At 64.7% G+C, this 14,497-nt stretch carries 15 protein-coding genes; 10 read left to right on the plus strand and 5 right to left on the minus strand.

The annotated features are described in order from the left end of the window. The first annotated feature begins 60 nt into the window (after positions 1-60). The 5 genes from FNV92_RS08175 to FNV92_RS08195 all read left to right on the plus strand — a co-directional run bounded on the left by FNV92_RS08175 (position 61) and on the right by FNV92_RS08195 (position 4,006). The gene (locus FNV92_RS08175; protein WP_015684157.1) at positions 61-987 is read left to right on the plus strand and encodes an SMP-30/gluconolactonase/LRE family protein; all 927 of its coding nucleotides are present in this window, start codon (positions 61-63) and stop codon (positions 985-987) included. A 117-nt stretch (positions 988-1,104) separates the two neighbouring features. After that, a complete protein-coding gene (locus FNV92_RS08180; protein WP_015684158.1) occupies positions 1,105-1,698 on the plus strand; it encodes a GNAT family N-acetyltransferase in 594 nt (197 codons plus the stop codon). Between the two features lie 17 nt (positions 1,699-1,715). Further along, positions 1,716-3,362: a GMC family oxidoreductase gene (locus FNV92_RS08185; RefSeq protein ID WP_143841395.1), complete on the plus strand. Its 1,647-nt coding sequence runs from the start codon at positions 1,716-1,718 to the stop codon at positions 3,360-3,362. 103 nt (positions 3,363-3,465) lie between these two features. Then, positions 3,466-3,726 (plus strand): BrnT family toxin, encoded by a 261-nt coding sequence (locus tag FNV92_RS08190; RefSeq protein ID WP_015684160.1) that lies wholly within the window; start codon positions 3,466-3,468, stop codon positions 3,724-3,726. Further along, complete coding sequence (locus FNV92_RS08195) at positions 3,713-4,006, plus strand: BrnA antitoxin family protein (RefSeq protein WP_143841394.1); 294 nt, start codon at positions 3,713-3,715, stop codon at positions 4,004-4,006. Before FNV92_RS08190 ends, FNV92_RS08195 begins: the two co-directional genes overlap by 14 nt. A gap of 925 nt (positions 4,007-4,931) precedes the next feature. On the opposite strand, the gene FNV92_RS08200 is transcribed toward FNV92_RS08195, so the two are convergent. Continuing rightward, a complete protein-coding gene (locus FNV92_RS08200; RefSeq protein ID WP_015684162.1) occupies positions 4,932-5,774 on the minus strand; it encodes an AAA family ATPase in 843 nt (280 codons plus the stop codon). Positions 5,775-5,867: 93 nt separating this feature from the next. Next, the gene (locus tag FNV92_RS08205; RefSeq protein ID WP_015684163.1) at positions 5,868-6,113 is read right to left on the minus strand and encodes a GlsB/YeaQ/YmgE family stress response membrane protein; all 246 of its coding nucleotides are present in this window, start codon (positions 6,111-6,113) and stop codon (positions 5,868-5,870) included. A gap of 123 nt (positions 6,114-6,236) precedes the next feature. Between FNV92_RS08205 and FNV92_RS08210 the strand changes: the two genes are divergently transcribed. The 3 genes from FNV92_RS08210 to sseA all read left to right on the plus strand — a co-directional run bounded on the left by FNV92_RS08210 (position 6,237) and on the right by sseA (position 8,941). Next, positions 6,237-7,412, plus strand: a complete 1,176-nt coding sequence (locus FNV92_RS08210) for a vWA domain-containing protein (protein WP_015684164.1) — start codon at positions 6,237-6,239, stop codon at positions 7,410-7,412. 128 nt (positions 7,413-7,540) lie between these two features. Next, the gene (locus FNV92_RS08215; RefSeq protein ID WP_143841393.1) at positions 7,541-7,954 is read left to right on the plus strand and encodes a rhodanese-like domain-containing protein; all 414 of its coding nucleotides are present in this window, start codon (positions 7,541-7,543) and stop codon (positions 7,952-7,954) included. Positions 7,955-8,086: 132 nt separating this feature from the next. Continuing rightward, the gene (sseA, locus tag FNV92_RS08220) at positions 8,087-8,941 is read left to right on the plus strand and encodes a 3-mercaptopyruvate sulfurtransferase (protein ID WP_143841392.1); all 855 of its coding nucleotides are present in this window, start codon (positions 8,087-8,089) and stop codon (positions 8,939-8,941) included. Positions 8,942-8,943: 2 nt separating this feature from the next. Here the strand turns inward: sseA and FNV92_RS08225 are convergent, their stop codons facing one another. Then, entirely contained in the window at positions 8,944-9,678 is a 735-nt protein-coding gene (locus FNV92_RS08225; RefSeq protein ID WP_143841391.1) for a hypothetical protein, read from the minus strand. 365 nt (positions 9,679-10,043) lie between these two features. On the opposite strand from FNV92_RS08225, the gene FNV92_RS08230 reads away from it, so the two are divergent. After that, positions 10,044-11,243 (plus strand): L,D-transpeptidase family protein, encoded by a 1,200-nt coding sequence (locus FNV92_RS08230; protein WP_168213303.1) that lies wholly within the window; start codon positions 10,044-10,046, stop codon positions 11,241-11,243. 58 nt (positions 11,244-11,301) lie between these two features. Here the strand turns inward: FNV92_RS08230 and FNV92_RS08235 are convergent, their stop codons facing one another. Then, positions 11,302-12,264 (minus strand): D-2-hydroxyacid dehydrogenase family protein, encoded by a 963-nt coding sequence (locus tag FNV92_RS08235; protein ID WP_143841389.1) that lies wholly within the window; start codon positions 12,262-12,264, stop codon positions 11,302-11,304. Between the two features lie 132 nt (positions 12,265-12,396). Beyond that, entirely contained in the window at positions 12,397-12,612 is a 216-nt protein-coding gene (locus tag FNV92_RS08240) for a hypothetical protein (RefSeq protein ID WP_143841388.1), read from the minus strand. Positions 12,613-12,847: 235 nt separating this feature from the next. Between FNV92_RS08240 and ettA the strand changes: the two genes are divergently transcribed. Continuing rightward, on the plus strand, positions 12,848-14,497 hold the full coding sequence (gene ettA / locus FNV92_RS08245; RefSeq protein WP_143841387.1) for an energy-dependent translational throttle protein EttA: 1,650 nt from the start codon (positions 12,848-12,850) through the stop codon (positions 14,495-14,497).

Genomic DNA, 14,497 nt, shown 5'->3' on the forward strand with positions numbered 1-14,497 from the left:
GCGTGCGGGCCCGTGCCGGACATCCCGCGCAAGCCATAACAAGCAGCCGGGAGGGTCTTCATGTCCAACGTTCGTGTTCTCGCCACCGACCTCGAGTTTCCAGAAGGCCCCGTGGTGATGCCGGACGGCTCTGTGGTGCTGGTCGAAATCCGCGGCCAGCGCCTGACCCGAATCTATCCTGACGGCCGCAAGGAGATCGTCGCCAAGGTGCCGGGCGGCCCGAACGGCGCAGCCCTCGGCCCCGACGGCAAGATCTACCTCTGCAACAATGGCGGCTTCTCCTGGATTCCGACCCGCAACATGATCATGCCGGGCCCGCAGCCCGACGATTATCTCGGCGGCTCGATCCAGCGCGTCGACCTGCAGACCGGCAAGGTCGAGACCGTCGTGACCAAATGCGGCGAGCACGATCTGCGCGGGCCGAACGATCTGGTGTTCGACAAGCACGGCGGCCTCTGGTTCTCCGATCTCGGCAAGCGTCGCGCCCGCGAGATGGATGTCGGCGGCATGTATTACCTCAAGCCCGGCATGAAGGAGATCGTCGAGGTCGTGCACGGCATCTTGCCGGCGAACGGTATCGGGCTGTCGCCGGACGAGAACACCGTCTACATCGCGGAGACCCCGACGGGGCGGCTCTGGGCCTATGAGCTCTCCGCGCCCGGCACGCTCAAGCCGCGCGACGTGATCTATCGCGGCGAGCGCGGCAAGCCGATCTGCGGCCTTGGCGGCTACCAGATGTTCGACTCGCTCGCGGTGGAAGCAAACGGCAATGTCTGCGTCGCTACCCTTGTCTCCGGCTGCATCTCGGTGATCGCGCCTGACGGGACGCTGGTCGAGCAGATCCCGACCGGCGACCGCGTCACCACCAACATCGCCTTCGGCGGCCCCGGGCTGAAGACCGCCTACATCACGCTGTCGGGCAAGGGTGAGCTGATCGCCATGGACTGGCCGCGCGGCGGCTTGCCTCTCAATTTCCTAAACAAGTGAATGGTGCTAGTTACCGTCATTGCGAGCGAAGCGAAGCAAGCCAGGAATGCGCCCGCGGGGACAATCTGGATTGCTTCGTCGCTTCGCTCCTCGCAATGACACAAGAGAGAGTCCCAAATGCCCTGGCCTGATCCCATCACCCTGCGTGGACAGCACGCCCGTCTCGAGCCGCTGTCGCAGCAGCACCGCGAGGGGCTGGTGGAGGCCGTGAAGGACGGCGAGATCTACAAGATCTGGTACACCCTGATCCCGACGCCGGAGAACGTGGCCAAGGAGATCGACCGCCGTCTGGGCCTGCAGGCCGCGGGCTCGATGCTGCCGTTCACGGTGTTCGACGCCGGCGGCAAGATCGTGGGACAGACCACCTACATGAACATCGATGCCGCCAACCGGCGCGTCGAGATCGGCTCGACCTGGTACGGCAAGAGCGCGCAGCGCGGTCCGCTCAACACGCAGTGCAAGCTGCTGCTGCTCACCCATGCCTTCGAGACCCTGGACTGCATCGCGGTGGAATTCCGCACCCACTTCTTCAACCACCAGAGCCGCAATGCGATCGAGCGCCTGGGCGCCAAGCAGGACGGCATCCTGCGCAGCCACCAGGTCGCTCCGAACGGCACGCTGCGCGACACCGTGGTCTACAGCATCACCGCGGCCGAATGGCCGACGGTGCGAACGCATTTGAATTATCAGCTCAACGAAAAGCCGCGCTGAGCGGCGGCCGAGGCACCATGGACAGATTTGATTATGTGATCGTCGGCGCGGGGTCAGCGGGTTGCGTGCTCACCAGCCGGCTGAGCGAAGATCCCTCGACCAGCGTCTGCGTGCTGGAGGCGGGGCCGAGCGACTGGCATCCCTACATCCATCTGCCGGCGGGCTTCATCAAGACCTTCCACATGAAGAGCATCAACTGGGCCTACCAGCAGGAGCCGGGGCCCTGGACCGGCGGGCGCAGCATTTATGCGCCGCGCGGCAAGACGCTCGGCGGCTCGTCCTCGATCAACGGTCACATCTACAATCGCGGCCAGCGGATGGATTTCGACACCTGGGCGCAGATGGGCAATCGCGGCTGGGGCTATGCCGACGTGCTGCCTTACTTCAAGCGGCTGGAGAAGCGGGTCGGCGAGGGCGACAACACGTTTCGCGGGCGTGACGGCAAGCTCACGGTCACGACGATGGAGTGGCGCGATCCGCTCTGCGAGGCCTTCATGGAAGGTGCGGTGAGCCTCGGCATCCCGCGCAACCCCGACTACAACGGTGCGAAGCAGGAGGGCGTCTCCTACTGCCAGCGCACCATCGACAAGGGCCTGCGTGTGTCCGGCTCGACGGCCTTCCTCAAGCCCGCGATGAAGCGGCCCAACGTGCATGTGCACACGCACGCGCACGCGACCGAGATCATCTTCGAGGGCAAGCGCGCCGTCGGCGTGCGCTACATCAAGGGCGGCCGCGGCGGCACCTCGGTGGAAGTGCGCGCCAACAAGGAAGTGATCCTGTCCGGCGGTACCTATAATTCGCCGCAGTTGCTGCAGCTCTCCGGCATCGGCTCGCCCGATCTGCTCGGCGCGCACGGCATCCAGGTGCGTCACGCCCTGCCTGTTGGTGAGGGCCTGCAAGATCACTACGCCCCGCGAACGGTAGCGCGCGTCAAGGACATCAAGACCATCAACGAGCTCCGCCGCGGCGTCTCGCTGTGGATCGAGGCGCTGAAATGGGCGACCGCGCGCCGCGGCTTGCTCTCGCTGTCGCCGACCATGGTCTATTGCTTCTGGCATTCGGGCGAGAGCGCCGACAGCTCCGATTTGCAGCTCACCTTCACGCCGGCGAGCTACAAGGAAGGCGTGCAGGGCCAGCTCGAGGACGAGCCCGGCATGACGGTCGCCTCCTGGCAGCAGCGCCCCGAGAGCCGCGGCTATGTCCGCATCCGCTCCAATGATCCGTTCGCCCCGCCGATCATCCAGACCAACTATCTCGACGCCGAGCTCGACCGCCGCGTCATCGTCGGCGGCATGAAGCTCGCGCGGCGCCTGCTGAAGAGCGCACCGCTGTCGCCCTATTACGCCTATGAGGATTTCCCGGGCCCCAACATCAACACCGATGACGAATTCCTCGCCGCCGCCACCGAACGCGGCACCACCACCTTCCACCCCGGCTGCACCTGCCGCATGGGCCCGGCGGATTCGAGCTGGGCGGTGGTCGACGACCAGCTCCGCGTCCACGGTCTCGAAGGCCTCCGCGTCATCGATGCGTCGGTCATGCCGCGCATGATCTCGGCGAACCTCAACGCCTCCACCATGATGATCGCCGACCGCGCCTCGGACCTCATCCGCGGCAAGACCCCGATGGAAGCCGCGCGCATCCCGGACGCTGCGGTGGCGTGAGGTTTCGTCGGGTGGGTGATGCTCACCCACCCCGCCCTGAGGTTTCTTATTCTGTAGCTACAAGATATTGACGGCCACCTAAATCGTAGCTACATTAAAAATAATGAAAATCGTCTGGGATGAACCGAAGCGGCTCGCCAACCTCGACAAGCATGGGCTGGATTTTGCCGATCTCGACGAAGCCTTCTTCGACACCGCGCTGGTCATTCCGTCACAAAGCAACAGCAAGCGCTGGATCGCGGTCGGCGCGAGTATCCGTGGCGTCATCGTCGTCGTATTCGCCCGGCTGGGACGCGAAGGCGTCAGCATCATCAGCATGCGACCGGCAAGCCGCAGCGAAAGGAAACTCTATGCCGAACGCTAGGAAGAAGTCGAACTATACAAAGAAGGACCTGCGCGCGGTCAGCGATAATCCGGAGCTGACCAAGGCCGATTTCGCCAAGGCGCGGCCCTTCTCTGAAGTCTTCCCTGATCTCAGTGCATCTATCCGCAAGGGCCGGGGGCCGAACAAGGCGCCGACAAAGAAGCTCGTCTCCCTCCGCCTCAGCCCGGAAGTGGTCGAGCATTTCAAATCGACCGGACCGGGCTGGCAATCGCGGATCGACGAGACCTTGCGCAAGGCGGTGAAGCGCAAGGCGTCGTGAGACCTGGAATTGGGTTGACGCGTCCCGTCGGGCAAAACACCCTGCACCCCGTCAACCCCTCCCCGCAAAAATATTCCACTTTACCGAAATTCGGAATTGCGGCATATATCCACGCAGCCCGGCCCGACGAAGAGGGGCGGTTCGCGAGTCGTTCGAAGCGCGGGCCGGGTTGCGGTGGACGCGGCAGCGTTGGCACGATCGGTAGCGGGCAGGGCGGGTAGTCCCTGTGAGTCCGCGGCCGCGTGCAGACGGACGGCGCTGAGCGCGTACGGCAAAACCGTGTGGTCCTGGCCGTCGTTGCTACGGTCAAGCCTTTGCGGAGATGTGCGCGAGCCCAACCGGGCGGACGGCATTGTCAATTCGCGGGGTGAGGGAGGCCAGAAGGAAAGTTCGGCTCCCGGGAGAGCACGGCATAAGCCGTCCGACCATCGCGCAGGGAAGGCCGTGTGATCGGCGACACCTGTATGCTGCTGTGCGGTCTCTTTGCGCTACATTTCGCGCAGCAGACCGTGGGTGCCAAGCCGGCACCCGGCCTTCCCTGCGCCCTCTTTGCTTGGGGCGATGGAGAGAGCAAAGCTCGGGCGAAACGCGCCGCGAGGACGCGAAGGTGTGTCTGCGATTTCAGACGAGAATGGGAGAAGGCGACGCTGCCCCTTGCTCCGTCATTGCGAGGAGCCCTTGCGACGAAGCAATCCAGACTGTCACCGCGGAGGAATTCTGGATTGCTTCGCTGCGCTCGCAATGACGACGTGGAGGCAGCGTGCTCAAAATCTCTCACCGTCACCCTGAGGTGGCCGCTTCTTCAGCGGCCCTCGAAGGGCGACGGCCCGGCTGCATCTTGGCCGTGCATCCTTCGAGGCTCCCGGCGCGATGCTGTGCATCGCGCCACTCGCACCTCAGGATGACGGGACTGATAGCAGCGAACTCACACTTCCCTTCGGCTCAAGAACGCCAGCCGCTCGAACAGATGCACGTCCTGCTCGTTCTTCAGCAGCGCGCCGTGCAGCGGCGGGATCAGCTTGCGCGGATCGCGCTCGCGCAGTTGCTCGACACTCATGTCTTCGTTGAGCAGCAGCTTCAGCCAGTCCAAAAGCTCCGACGTCGACGGCTTCTTCTTCAGGCCGGGCACCTCGCGGACCTCGAAGAAGATCCGCAGTGCTTCCTCGACGAGGCGCTTCTTGATGCCGGGGAAGTGGACGTCGACGATGCGGCCCATCGTGTCGGCGTCGGGAAACTTGATGTAGTGGAAGAAGCAGCGGCGCAGGAACGCGTCAGGCAGCTCCTTCTCGTTGTTGGAGGTGATCATCATGATCGGGCGCTGCTTCGCCTTGATCGTTTCGCCGGTCTCGTAGACATGGAATTCCATGCGGTCGAGCTCGAGCAGCAGATCGTTCGGGAATTCGATGTCGGCCTTGTCGATCTCGTCGATCAGGAGCACCGGGCGCTGCTCGGCGGCGAAGGCCTCCCACAGCTTGCCGCGCTTGATGTAATTCCTGATGTCCGAGACCCTGGCATCGCCGAGCTGGCTGTCGCGCAGGCGCGACACCGCGTCGTATTCGTAGAGGCCCTGCTGCGCCTTGGTGGTGGACTTGATGTGCCAGGTCAGCAGCGGCGCGTTCAGCGCCTTCGCCACTTCTTCCGCCAGCACCGTCTTGCCGGTGCCGGGCTCGCCCTTGATGAGCAGCGGGCGCTCCAGCACGATCGAGGCATTGACGGCGACCTTGAGATCGTCGGTCGCAACATAGTCCTTGGTGCCGGTAAATTTCATCGCGCGTCCTTGTTGGTCGTCGTCCCAGGTTCGGCCCTGGTCGCGACATGGGAACGGCCGCGCATGGCGGCCGTTCCTGGTTCGGTCAGGCTTTCAGACCCGTTTTATCAGCGAAAGGATGACAAGCACAATCACCGCGCCGATCGTGGCGTCCACGATGGCGCCGACCGTGCCGGTGGCGAGCCCGATGTGCAGCTGAGGCAGCACATAGCTCGCAACGAGGGCACCGATGATGCCGACCACGATGTTGCCTACCAGCCCAAATCCCGCCCCATGGACAATCTTGCCGGCAAGCCAGCCTGCGATCGCGCCGATGATGAGCGCTGCGAGAATTCCCATTACAAACGTCCCCAAAACAACCCCGTGAAGCAGCTAATTCTAGAGCAAAAAGCCTCCCGGTCCAGCACCCGGCGGCGGCTTCCGCCCCTTGACGTCGGCCCCCCGACGGGCAATCTGTCACCCATGTTTCTGCAATTCTTTACGTCTCTGCGCGATGCGCAGGTCCCCGTGACGCTGCGCGAATACCTCACGCTGATGGAGGCGCTCGACGCTGACCTCGCGGACTACTCGGTCGAGAATTTCTACTATCTGTCCCGCACCTCGCTGGTGAAGGACGAGCGCAATCTCGACAAGTTCGACCGGGTCTTCGGCACGGTGTTCAAGGGGCTGGAAAGCCTGCTCGACGCCATGGAGAAGGCCGAGATCCCCGAGGAGTGGCTGAAGAAGCTCGCCGAGAAGTACCTGTCCGAGGAAGAGAAGAAGCAGATCGAGGCCATGGGCTGGGACAAGCTCATGGAGACGTTGAAGAAGCGCCTCGAGGAGCAGAAAGGCCGTCACCAGGGCGGCTCGAAGTGGATCGGCACGGCCGGCACCTCGCCGTTCGGCGCCCACGGCTACAATCCCGAAGGCGTCCGCATCGGCCAGGACAAGAACCGCAACAACCGCGCCGTGAAGGTGTGGGACAAGCGCGAGTTCAAGGACCTCGACGGCAATGTCGAACTCGGCATCCGCAACATCAAGGTGGCGCTGCGCCGCCTGCGCAAGTTCGCGCGCACCGGCGCGCCCGACGAACTCGATCTCGACACCACCATTCGCGAGACCGCCAATCACGGCTACCTCGACGTGCACATGCGGCCCGAGCGGCGCAATGCGGTCAAGCTGCTGGTGTTCTTCGACATCGGAGGCTCGATGGACGCGCATATCGAGCAGGTCGAGGAGCTGTTCTCGGCGGCGAAGAGCGAGTTCAAGCACATGGAGTATTTCTACTTCCACAACTGCCTCTATGAAGGCGTATGGAAGCAGAACAAGCGCCGCTTCACCGACCGCACCCCGACCTGGGACGTGCTGCACAAATATCCGCACGACTACAAGATCGTGTTCGTCGGCGACGCCTCGATGAGCCCTTACGAGATCATGGTGCCCGGCGGCTCGGTCGAGCATGTCAACGAGGAGCCCGGCTCGGTCTGGCTCGACCGCATCATCCGCACCTATCCGCATGCGGTGTGGCTCAATCCGGTCGCCCAGAAGCACTGGGACTATTCGGAATCGACCACGATCATCAAACGTATTTTCGCCAATCGCATGTTCCCGATCACGATCGAGGGTCTCGAAGGTGCGATGAAGGAATTGACGCACTAGCTTCTCGTCATTCCGGGGCGCGCGTAGCGTGAACCCGGAATCCATCGGGCCGCAATGTTCGTCGACAAATGGATTCCGGGCTCGATGCTGCGCATCGCCCCGGAATGACGAAAGAGAAGGGAAGACCCATGCCCCAAAACATCACCCGCGGCATCAAGGCGCTGATCGACGAGGCCAATGCCGAGATCGAGACGCTCAATGCCAAGGAGGCCATCGAGATCTCCAAGAACGGCGACGTCGTCATCGTCGACATTCGCGATCCCCGCGAGATCGAGCGCGACGGCCGCATCCCCGGCGCATTCGCCTGCACCCGCGGCATGCTCGAATTCTGGATCGATCCGCAGAGCCCGTACGCAAAGCCGATCTTCCAGGAAGACAAGAAGTTCGTGTTCCACTGCGCCGGCGGCCTGCGCTCCGCGCTCGCGGCCAAGACCGCAAAGGACATGGGCTTGAAGCCCGTCGCCCACATCGCAGGCGGCTATGCCGCTTGGCGCGATGCCGGCGGCCCGACGGAGCAGTGGGAGCCGAAGAAGAAAGCTTAGATTGGACGAAAGCTATCACCACGCGTCATGCCCGGGCTTGTCCCGGGCATCCACGTCTTAGCCGTAACGAAGAACGTGGATGGCCGGGACAAGCCCGGCCATGACGACTGAGACAATTGCCGGAGCATGCCCATGACCGCCACCGACCCCCTCGTCTCCACCGAATGGCTCGCCGCCCACATCAACGACGCCAACGTCAAGGTGCTCGACGCCAGCTTCAAGCTGCCGGGTGTGCTGCCGCTGCCGAAGGACGATTATCTCGCCGCGCATCTGCCGGGCGCGGCGTTCTTCGACGTCGATGCGGTGTCGGATCATTCCAACCCGCTGCCGCACATGTATCCGAGCGCCGAGCAGTTCGGCCGTGACGTCGGCAATCTCGGCATCTCCAATGCCGACACGGTCGTGCTCTACGATGCCGGCGGCTGGGTCGCCGCGCCTCGCGCGTGGTGGATGTTCCTGGCCTTCGGCCACAGCAACGTGCGCATCCTCAATGGCGGTCTGAAGAAGTGGCGCGCCGAGGGACGTCCCGTCGAGAGCGGCGAGGTGAAGCCGAAGCCCGCGAGCTTCAAGGCGAGCTACGATTCAAAGCGCGTGCGCAGCATGCAGCAACTGATCGCCAACGTCGAAAGCCGCGCCGAGCAGGTGATCGACGCGCGCGCCGCCGACCGTTTCGAGGGCCGCGCGCCCGAGCCGCGCGCGGGCATCCGCTCCGGCCACATCCCCGGCGCTCGCAACGTGCCTTACAATCTCTTGTTCGATGCTGCGACCGGCACGATGAAGCCGCTGGACGATCTGCGCGCCGCCTTCACCAATGCCGGCGTCAAGCTCGATGCGCCCATCGTGACCAGCTGCGGCTCCGGCGTCTCCGCCGGCGTGCTGACGCTCGCGCTCTATCGCCTCGGCATGACCGACACCGCTCTCTACGACGGCTCGTGGTCGGAATGGGGCCAGGAAAAAGGCCCGCCGATCGCGACCGGGCCGGCGTAATCCTACTGACGGGTGCGCGTCGCCGTCGTCGTCGCGAAGGTCTGCTGTCCGAACGGATCGAGCTGCTGCTGCAGCTGCTGAGGCGGCGGTCGCCGGACGATGCGATGGCGCTTCTTGGACTTCGCCTTGCGCTTGGTCGCCTTGGCGTCCGGCGTGCTGGTGTCGGCCTTGGCCTTCGCGGGCGGATCCTTCCAGGCCGTGGTCGCGGGATCGTTCAGCGCGGCGAATTTGGCCGGCGACGTATCGGGCGCGGGCGGTGCCGCGGCGGTCGTCATCTCGGTCGAGGCGGGCCTGGCCTCGGGCATGGACGCCGTGGTGTCGGCCGGCGTGAGCGTGTCGGCGGGCGCTGGCGCCGCGGCGTCCGTCGGGGCGTCGGCCTTGGCCGGCTCGGCGATCGGAGTGGCGGCCTCGGCGAGCGGTGGCTGCGCGGCAGCCTCGGTCGTGGCTGCGGCGACCTGCTCGGGCTCATTCGCCGGCAGCCCGATGGTCGGGATCTGGTCGCGCACCGACGGTGCGGGCTCGACGACATCAGGCTCGGCGCGAAGGGCCGCGAGCACCGGTGTGGCCGGCTCTGGGGCCTGCGCAAAGACCTGCTCCTGCGGGCCGTTCCGCCAGGAGGGGTTGCTGACATACTGCTCATGGCTCGCCCGCAGCAGCGCGGCGGCCCCTAGGCCGAACACCAGGATGGAGGTTGACAGCAGGATCGCGGCAAACAGGAAGCGAAAGCCGGGAAGCATCGAAGGGTTACGAATTTCCGCCCCGGCGGGTGGCGGCCGGGACCCATGAGCCATATGAACGCGGTGACGGTACTGATTGCCGCGTTCGCCGTGCGGAATCGGAGCTCAAAGCGACGGCGAATCAGGCTGATTCGAACATACCGCAACGATTCCGGGCCGCTCCTTAAAAAACGGGGCTGCGGACTCCGGCGATCTACGGCATGCGCTGATTTCCACCCCGTGATGCAACGGGGCAACGGTGCTCAGGGGATCACAAATCGGAAAATCGGGCGCAAATGGGCCTGTCATGTCTTGAATGTGCCGCTATCTTCGGTCATCTGGCCGTTAACGGTCCGGATGGGCCCGGGGACTATACAAGAGCGATGATGATCAAACATTTTCTGACGATATGCGCTGCCGCAACAGTCGCTGCGGCGGGAACCTCGCTCGCACAGGCCCAGAGCTATCCGGTCCAGCAGGCGCCGAGCTATGGCGCTCCGGCCGAATATCGCCCCGGCGACCGCACCCCGAATTTCGACGCGCTGGAAGACGAGGACGACGCAATGCCGCAGGCGTCGCTGCCGCCGCCCGGTCCGGTCGACGATCCGCGCTACGGCCGTCCGGCCGGCGCTCCACCGGTCTATTCGGCCGCCCCGCCGCAGGGTCCGGTGATGTCCCCGGATGATCCGCGTTATGGCCGCCCGGCTGGTGCTCCGCCGGTTTATTCGGCGGCACCGGCACAGGGCCCCGTGATGTCACCCGATGATCCCCGTTACGGCCGCCCCGCCGGCCCGCCTGCGGTGATTTATGCCGATCGTCCGGCTCAGCAGGCCCCCGGCAGGGACGGCCTGCGTCCGCCGGAGGCGGTCGGTGGTCCCGCCGCGACCGGAACGGTTCAGCCAGGGCAGCCGCCCGTCGGCGCCGACGGCCGCCCGATGGCGATCGCCTCGCTGCCGCCCGAGGAGCAGCCCGATGCCGCACCGGCGCAATTGCCGCCGAACCTGCGCCGTCAGGAAGTCTCGCTTGCGACCAAGGAGCCGGCCGGAACGATCATCGTCGATACCCCGAACACCTATCTCTACTACGTGCTCGGCAACGGCCGCGCGATCCGCTACGGCGTCCGCGTCGGCCGCGACGGCTTCACCTGGACCGGCGTGCAGAAGATCACCCGCAAGGCCGAGTGGCCGGATTGGCATCCGCCGACAGAGATGATCGAGCGCCAGCCCTATCTGCCGCGCTTCATGGCTGGTGGCCCCGGCAATCCACTCGGCGCCCGCGCGATGTATCTCGGCTCGACCGTGTACCGCATTCACGGCACCAACCAGCCCTCGACGATCGGCAAGTTCGTCTCCTCCGGCTGCATCGGCATGCTGAACGACGACGTCTCGGATCTGTTCGAGCGCACCAAGGTCGGCACCCGCGTGGTGGTGATGCCGGGTGGCCCGCCGCCGGGAACGGCAACTGCGTCCGCGGCCCCCGTGCCCGGTGCCGCCGGTCCGGCTCCGATGGCCGCCCAGGCTGGCCCCGTCCCGGGCACCCAGCCGACCGTGGTGCCGCCGCTGCCCGCGCCGGTCACCGTGCGCTGAGGGCTTCGCGAAAACCCAGATTGCGAAAGGGCGTGCCGGTGGCGCGCCCTTCTTCGTTTCAGGCCAGCTTGCGCGGCAGCTCGCCGCCCTTGGTGAAGGCGTCGATCGCCTCGACCATCTGGCCGTAATGGATGCGCAAGCCATCCTCGGTGGCGTAGCCGAGATGCGGCGTCAGCACGAGGTTGTCGAGCTTGCGGAACGGATGGTCGACCGGCAGCGGCTCAACCGAAAACACGTCGATGCCGGCGCCCGCGATCTTCCGCTGCTGCAAGGCCTCGAGCAGCGCCTGCTCGTCCACGATCGGACCGCGCGCGGTGTTGACGAGGAAGGCTGTCGGCTTCATCCGTGCCAGGTCCGCAGCTCCCACCAGTCCGCGCGAGCGCTCGCTCAGCACCACATGGATGGTGACGATGTCGGCCTTGGCGAACAGCTCCTCCTTGGTGGCGTAGCCGACCCCGGCCTCCTTGCACTTGTCCGGCGTCAGGTTCGGGCTCCAGGCGATCACGTTCATGCCGAAGGCTTTCGCGATGCCTGCCATCTTGCTGCCGAGCTTGCCGAGCCCGACGACGCCGAGCGTCAGGCCCTCGATCTCGACACCGGCAAAAGTCTGCCAGGGCTCGCCCGCATGCATGCGCGCATTCTCGCGGCCGATGCCGCGAGTCAGTTCGAGGATCAGGCCCATGGTGAGCGGGGCGGTCGGATCGCGCGAATATTGCGTGCCGCCGACGGCGACGTGACGTGCCTTCGCGGCCTCCATGTCGATCGAGGCGTTGCGCATGCCTGACGTCAGCAGCAGCTTCAGCTTCGGCAGGCTCTCGAACAGGCTCTTGGGGAATGCCGTGCGCTCGCGCATCGCGCAGACGATCTCGAAATCAGCCAGGGCGCTGGCGGCGGCCTGCTCGGAGGCGAAGGGATGGCTGAACACGGTGACATCGACGCGGTCGGACAGTTTCGGCCAGTCGGCGACGTTGAGGGCGAGGTCGAAATAGTCGTCGAGAATTGCACAGCGCAGCCGCGTCATCAGCGTTCATCCATGGCGAGAGCTGACGGCGCCAGGCGGGGGCGCCATCGTCGGAACTGGGCCATGGTTGCGCGCAATCACACTTGCGCGCAAGCCGCTCGCGTCTTCAAAAATTCGACAGGAGAGAAGGGCTCAGAGGTCGCGGCGCTTCAGCCGGACCGGCGCATCCATGCCGTGCTTGGCGCGCCAGGCGGGGCCGGGGCCGCGCATGTAGTGTAGCTCGGGCCGGTAGGGATTGAAGGCAGTGGCGAAGAAGCGCTTCCAGAATCCCTTGATCTCCGAGACGAGCGCGGAGCTGCTGCCGGCCTCTGCCGGAACGGGTAGTGAGTTGGTTTCGACCAGAGCCATGACGGACCTCGCTTTGCTCCCGTTCGTTCTGAGCGGGCGGCGCTGTTTCCGCGCGAAAACCGAGCTTTGGCCTGATTTATTAAAAGAAGGTTTCAATTGTCCCGATCGGGGGTCCGGATGGTGTCGATCCAGTATTCATCCGTGGTGAACGGAGGGAAAACATTGCCCTTTGGGGGCGGGATCGCTACATCGCTGGCTAAGCAAATCTCCTCAAATTGAAGGTTTCACGGGACCGATGGCGCGCCAGTTCATCTATTTCATGCAGGGCCTGACCAAGAGCTACCCGACCCGGAAGGTGCTCGATAACATCCATTTGTCGTTTTACCCCGACGCCAAGATCGGCGTGCTCGGCGTCAACGGCTCGGGCAAGTCGACGCTGCTCAAGATCATGGCCGGCCTCGACAAGGAGTATAACGGCGAGGCCTGGGTCGCCCAGGGCGCCCGTGTCGGCTATCTCGAACAGGAACCGCAGCTCGACGCCAAGCTTTCCGTGCGCGAGAACGTCATGCTGGGCGTCGCCAAGCAGAAGGCCATCCTCGATCGCTACAACGAGCTGGCGATGAACTATTCCGAGGAGACCGCCGACGAGATGACCAAGCTGCAGGACGAGATCGAGGCCCAGGGCCTCTGGGATCTCGACAGCAAGGTCGACCAGGCCATGGACGCGCTACGCTGCCCGCCCGACGATGCCGACGTCACGAAACTCTCCGGCGGTGAGCGCCGTCGCGTCGCGCTGTGCAAGCTGCTGCTCGACCAGCCCGAACTGTTGCTGCTCGACGAACCGACCAACCATCTCGACGCCGAGTCGGTGTCGTGGCTGGAAGGCCACTTGCGCAACTATCCCGGCGCGATCCTGATCGTCACCCACGATCGCTACTTCCTCGACAACGTCACGAGCTGGATTCTCGAGCTCGACCGCGGCAAGGGCATTCCTTACGAGGGCAATTATTCGTCCTGGCTGGTTCAGAAGCAGAAGCGGCTGGAGCAGGAAGGCCGCGAGGACGCAGCGCACCAGAAGACGCTGGCGCGCGAGCAGGAATGGGTGGCCTCGTCGCCGAAGGCACGTCAGGCCAAGTCCAAGGCGCGCTACCAGCGCTACGAGGATCTGCTCAAGCAGGCGAGCGAGAAACAGACCCAGACCGCGCAGATCATCATTCCCGTGGCGGAGCGGCTCGGCGCCAACGTCGTCGATTTCGACGGCATCAGCAAAGGTTTTGGCGATCGCCTGCTGATCGACGATCTCACCTTCAAGCTGCCGCCCGGCGCCATCGTCGGCGTGATCGGCCCGAACGGCGCCGGCAAGACCACGCTGTTCAGGATGATCACCAAGCAGGAGCAGCCGGACAAGGGCACCATCACGGTCGGCGAGACCGTGCATCTCGGCTATGTCGACCAGTCTCGCGATGCGCTCGACGGCAACAAGAATGTGTGGGAGGAGATCTCCGGCGGCAACGAGTTGATCCTGCTCGGCAAGAAGGAAGTCAACTCGCGCGGCTATTGCTCGGCGTTCAACTTCAAGGGGGCCGACCAGCAGAAGAAGGTCGGCGCGCTCTCCGGCGGTGAACGCAACCGCGTGCATCTCGCTAAGATGCTGAAGTCCGGCTCCAATGTGCTGCTGCTCGACGAACCGACCAACGATCTCGACGTCGACACGCTGCGCGCGCTCGAAGAGGCGCTGGAGGACTTCGCCGGCTGCGCCGTGATCATCAGCCATGACCGCTGGTTCCTCGACCGCATCGCGACCCACATCCTGGCCTTCGAAGGCGACAGCCATGTCGAATGGTTCGAGGGCAACTTCCAGGACTACGAGAAGGACAAGATGCGCCGGCTCGGCCAGGACAGCATCATTCCGCACCGCGTGAAGTACAAGAAGCTGACGCGGTGA

Source organism: Bradyrhizobium cosmicum, from assembly GCF_007290395.2.
Classification (GTDB): Bacteria; Pseudomonadota; Alphaproteobacteria; order Rhizobiales; family Xanthobacteraceae; genus Bradyrhizobium; species Bradyrhizobium cosmicum.

What these genes read in the sequence shown, in the direction of transcription:
- FNV92_RS08175 (WP_015684157.1), top strand. Translation starts at nt 61, where the DNA reads ATGTCCAACGTTCGTGTTCTCGCCACCGACCTCGAGTTTCCAGAAGGC.
- FNV92_RS08180 (WP_015684158.1), top strand. Translation starts at nt 1,105, where the DNA reads ATGCCCTGGCCTGATCCCATCACCCTGCGTGGACAGCACGCCCGTCTC.
- FNV92_RS08185 (WP_143841395.1), top strand. Translation starts at nt 1,716, where the DNA reads ATGGACAGATTTGATTATGTGATCGTCGGCGCGGGGTCAGCGGGTTGC.
- FNV92_RS08190 (WP_015684160.1), top strand. Translation starts at nt 3,466, where the DNA reads ATGAAAATCGTCTGGGATGAACCGAAGCGGCTCGCCAACCTCGACAAG.
- FNV92_RS08195 (WP_143841394.1), top strand. Translation starts at nt 3,713, where the DNA reads ATGCCGAACGCTAGGAAGAAGTCGAACTATACAAAGAAGGACCTGCGC.
- FNV92_RS08200 (WP_015684162.1), bottom strand. Translation starts at nt 5,774, where the DNA reads ATGAAATTTACCGGCACCAAGGACTATGTTGCGACCGACGATCTCAAG.
- FNV92_RS08205 (WP_015684163.1), bottom strand. Translation starts at nt 6,113, where the DNA reads ATGGGAATTCTCGCAGCGCTCATCATCGGCGCGATCGCAGGCTGGCTT.
- FNV92_RS08210 (WP_015684164.1), top strand. Translation starts at nt 6,237, where the DNA reads ATGTTTCTGCAATTCTTTACGTCTCTGCGCGATGCGCAGGTCCCCGTG.
- FNV92_RS08215 (WP_143841393.1), top strand. Translation starts at nt 7,541, where the DNA reads ATGCCCCAAAACATCACCCGCGGCATCAAGGCGCTGATCGACGAGGCC.
- sseA (WP_143841392.1), top strand. Translation starts at nt 8,087, where the DNA reads ATGACCGCCACCGACCCCCTCGTCTCCACCGAATGGCTCGCCGCCCAC.
- FNV92_RS08225 (WP_143841391.1), bottom strand. Translation starts at nt 9,678, where the DNA reads ATGCTTCCCGGCTTTCGCTTCCTGTTTGCCGCGATCCTGCTGTCAACC.
- FNV92_RS08230 (WP_168213303.1), top strand. Translation starts at nt 10,044, where the DNA reads ATGATCAAACATTTTCTGACGATATGCGCTGCCGCAACAGTCGCTGCG.
- FNV92_RS08235 (WP_143841389.1), bottom strand. Translation starts at nt 12,264, where the DNA reads ATGACGCGGCTGCGCTGTGCAATTCTCGACGACTATTTCGACCTCGCC.
- FNV92_RS08240 (WP_143841388.1), bottom strand. Translation starts at nt 12,612, where the DNA reads ATGGCTCTGGTCGAAACCAACTCACTACCCGTTCCGGCAGAGGCCGGC.
- ettA (WP_143841387.1), top strand. Translation starts at nt 12,848, where the DNA reads ATGGCGCGCCAGTTCATCTATTTCATGCAGGGCCTGACCAAGAGCTAC.